The 2915-nt window shown below is 67.4% G+C and carries 5 protein-coding genes; all 5 read left to right on the top strand.

Annotated elements, in window-relative coordinates:
• Positions 1–11: 11 nt before the first annotated feature.
• The 5 genes from Q0916_RS04310 to Q0916_RS04330 all read left to right on the top strand — a co-directional run bounded on the left by Q0916_RS04310 (position 12) and on the right by Q0916_RS04330 (position 2282).
• Positions 12–956: a DUF368 domain-containing protein gene (locus Q0916_RS04310; RefSeq protein ID WP_299234890.1), complete on the top strand. Its 945-nt coding sequence runs from the start codon at positions 12–14 to the stop codon at positions 954–956.
• Positions 957–1042: 86 nt separating this feature from the next.
• Complete coding sequence (locus Q0916_RS04315) at positions 1043–1300, top strand: AbrB/MazE/SpoVT family DNA-binding domain-containing protein (RefSeq protein WP_299234878.1); 258 nt, start codon at positions 1043–1045, stop codon at positions 1298–1300.
• The gene (locus Q0916_RS04320; RefSeq protein ID WP_299234881.1) at positions 1297–1698 is read left to right on the top strand and encodes a PIN domain-containing protein; all 402 of its coding nucleotides are present in this window, start codon (positions 1297–1299) and stop codon (positions 1696–1698) included. Before Q0916_RS04315 ends, Q0916_RS04320 begins: the two co-directional genes overlap by 4 nt.
• Positions 1699–1769: 71 nt before the next feature.
• A complete protein-coding gene (locus Q0916_RS04325) occupies positions 1770–2030 on the top strand; it encodes a type II toxin-antitoxin system HicB family antitoxin (RefSeq protein WP_299234884.1) in 261 nt (86 codons plus the stop codon).
• Positions 2031–2282, top strand: coding sequence for a type II toxin-antitoxin system HicA family toxin (locus Q0916_RS04330; protein ID WP_299234887.1), 252 nt, complete (start codon positions 2031–2033; stop codon positions 2280–2282). It begins immediately after the preceding gene.
• Positions 2283–2915: the final 633 nt, after the last annotated feature.

Here is a 2915-nt window from a genome sequence, read left to right on the forward strand (position 1 = left end):
CCCTGACCGCGATGGCCGACGTCCGGGACTGGCTGGCGCTGTACCTGAAGGGGCTCGCGATGGGCTCCGCCGACGCGGTGCCGGGCGTCTCGGGCGGGACCATCGCCCTCATCGTCGGGATCTACGAGCGGCTGATCGCGGCGGTGACCGCGATCGACCGCGGGCGGCTCGCGCGCGTCCTCGCCGTGGTGCTCCCGTCCAGCCGGGTCGATGCGCGCGAGGCGTTCCGCGAGATCGACGGCGCGTTCCTCGCCGTGTTGGGCGCGGGGATCGGCACTGCGGTCGTCGCCGTCCTCCGGCTCGTCGACGCCCTGCTCACCGCCGTCCCGGTCGCGACCTACGGGTTCTTTTTCGGGCTGATCGGCGCGTCCGCGGTCGCGCTGTTCGGCGCGGTCGACTTGGACACGCGGGGGCGCAAGGCCGCGGCGGTCGCCGGCTTCCTCGCCGCCTTCCTCGCGTCGGGCTACGGCGCGACCGCGCTCGGCCACGCGCTCCCGGTCGTGTTCGTCGCGGGCGCGGTCGCGGTCAGCGCGATGGTGCTTCCCGGGCTCTCCGGCTCGCTGCTGTTGATCGTGCTCGGCCAGTACGAGTTCATGGCCGGGACGCTGTCGGCGTTCACCGACGCGCTGTTCGCGGCCGCCTCGGGCGACGGGGTCGGCGCGGCCCTCGAGACCGCCCCGCCGATCGTCGCCTTCGCCGCCGGCGGGCTCGTCGGGCTGTTCACGGTCGCGCACGCGGTCCGGCGCGCGCTGGAGGCCAACCGCGCGGCGACGCTGGCCTTCCTCGTGAGCCTGGTCGTCGGCGCGCTGCGCGCCCCCCTCGTCGAGGTCTCGATCCGGCTCGCGGAAAGCGGGGAGACGTGGGCGAGCGCCGCGCCCCGCTTCGCCGCGGCCGCACTCGTCGGCGCCGTCGGGATCCTCGCGGTCGACCGGTACGCCGGCGTCGTCGAGTACTGAGGCGGTTATGTGAGACGCTGTAGGAACCGGGAGGATTTTGGTATTTTTGGGAAAACTTAATTGCTATCCCACGCGTCGTGCGGGATATGGTGACCGAGACTGATGATCGGGGACGCATCTATCTCTCGAAGGATCTTCGGGAGCGTCATGGCGAGCGGTTCCGAGTGGTCGATCTGCCGAGTCGGATCGTGCTCGTTCCCGTCGACGACGATCCGATTCGGGTGATCCGCGAGAGCGTGGGCGCCGCCTTCGAGGGGACGGACATCGAGGACCTTCGTGAGCACGCTCGGACGACGATCGCGGAGGAGACCCGTCGGGAGGCCGGGGAGGGGACCGACACGTGACGGCGACGTACGTCGAAACCGATTTTCTCTTCGCCGTGGCGAAGCCGGACGATTGGCTTACCGAGGAAGTCGAGGCGGTTCTCGCCGAAGAACCGGTCGAAACGTCGCTACTCGTGTACGCGGAATTTCTCGTCGCTGCCTATACGAGGGGCGAGGGGTTCGAGTTCGAAGTCGCCCCGCTCGTTGCGAACATGCTCGATCTGGTTCCACTGCCGTCGGCGGCCGACGAGGAACTCCTGCTCGCGGCGGCGACGTACCTCGACGATCACGATCTCACCCCGTTCGATGCGCTTCACGCGGCACACGCGACGACACGCCACGACGGCGTGCTCATCGGTTCCGATCGTGCGTACGATGGCCTCTCCGATCTCGACCGCCATCCACTTTCCCCAGAGTGACTCACTCGATGCGAAATCGCTCAAGGAGCACCCGACAGAACGCTTATTCGACCGGTCCGCGAAGGGAGGGTATGGCGAGTGCGACAGGCGACGCTCCCGACGAGGAGGGCGTCGAGTTCATTCACGAGGACGGCGGGAAGATCACCGCGAAGGACCTCGAGAGTGGTGTCGCATCCTTCGGCGACACGAAGGCGGAAGCGCTCCGGATGCTCGCGGAGGCGATCGAACTCCACGAGGGTGGCGGCGAACCCGTGACTGAGGCGGACCTCGAGGAGTGGGGCCTGGAGGACACGGAGCCCGGCGACACGGATCTCCCCGAGTTCATGCGGTGAATGGTCCGGACGAACTTTTCCGGGCGAGAGATCGCATCTGTACTCCACGAGTTCGGATACAGGCGTGTAGATCGGGAGGGGAGCCACCTGAAGATGCGTTACGAGTCACCCGATACTGACGAGGTACGGATCGTTTCGGTTCCGATGGTGTCGGAAGACGAGATCCCGACCGGGACGCTACAGTCGATCGCGGACCAGTGTGGAGCCGAGGATTTCCACGCGTGGTGCGGGTGGATCGACGAGCATCGGTGACCGACGACGTTCACGTGTGGTCTTCTCGCCGAAAGGGGGGTTTGCTTGAAATCAAAGAGGGTGTCATAGAACTCTTGGCACACTCACACAGGAATCGTTCAGTCCAGCCGATGGAACGGTCGATCCGGTTTGCGGTGGCGCGCTCCGGTGAGCGCCCGGCGGGCGCGAACCCGAGCGCGAGGGAGTCGCGAACGGTGCGAGGTGCGAGTGAAACGAGCACCTCGATAGCGAGCGGTGAAACCGCGAGCAGTGAGCGGCGAGGTTGGGGAGGCGTGAGGTGCGGTCGCAGTGCTGTAGGGGTGGGATTCAAACGGGCAGCCGTGATCCCCGCGAGCGGAGCGAGCGGGGGCACGGGAGACGGAGTCTCCCGGAGGGGCGAAGCACGGCGTCGCAAGGACCGCAGGAAGTGAGCGAAGCGAACGACCGAGGACCGCAGCAACCCGCGCGAGCCGTGCGAGGGCGACCGAAGGGAGCCCTCGACTGGCGAACGGCGAAGCCGTGAGCCGTCGCGGCTGGGGCTTTGGCGGTGTTCTTCCCGCCAACAACTGCGTCTCACCGAGCGGCTGGGGCTTTGTGACTGTTCTCTGCGCTAGCAACGACTCCGTAGTGGACAATCCCCCCACATCCAACACC

It is taken from the genome of Natronomonas sp., assembly GCF_028274965.1.
In the GTDB taxonomy this organism is placed as follows: Archaea; Halobacteriota; Halobacteria; order Halobacteriales; family Haloarculaceae; genus Natronomonas.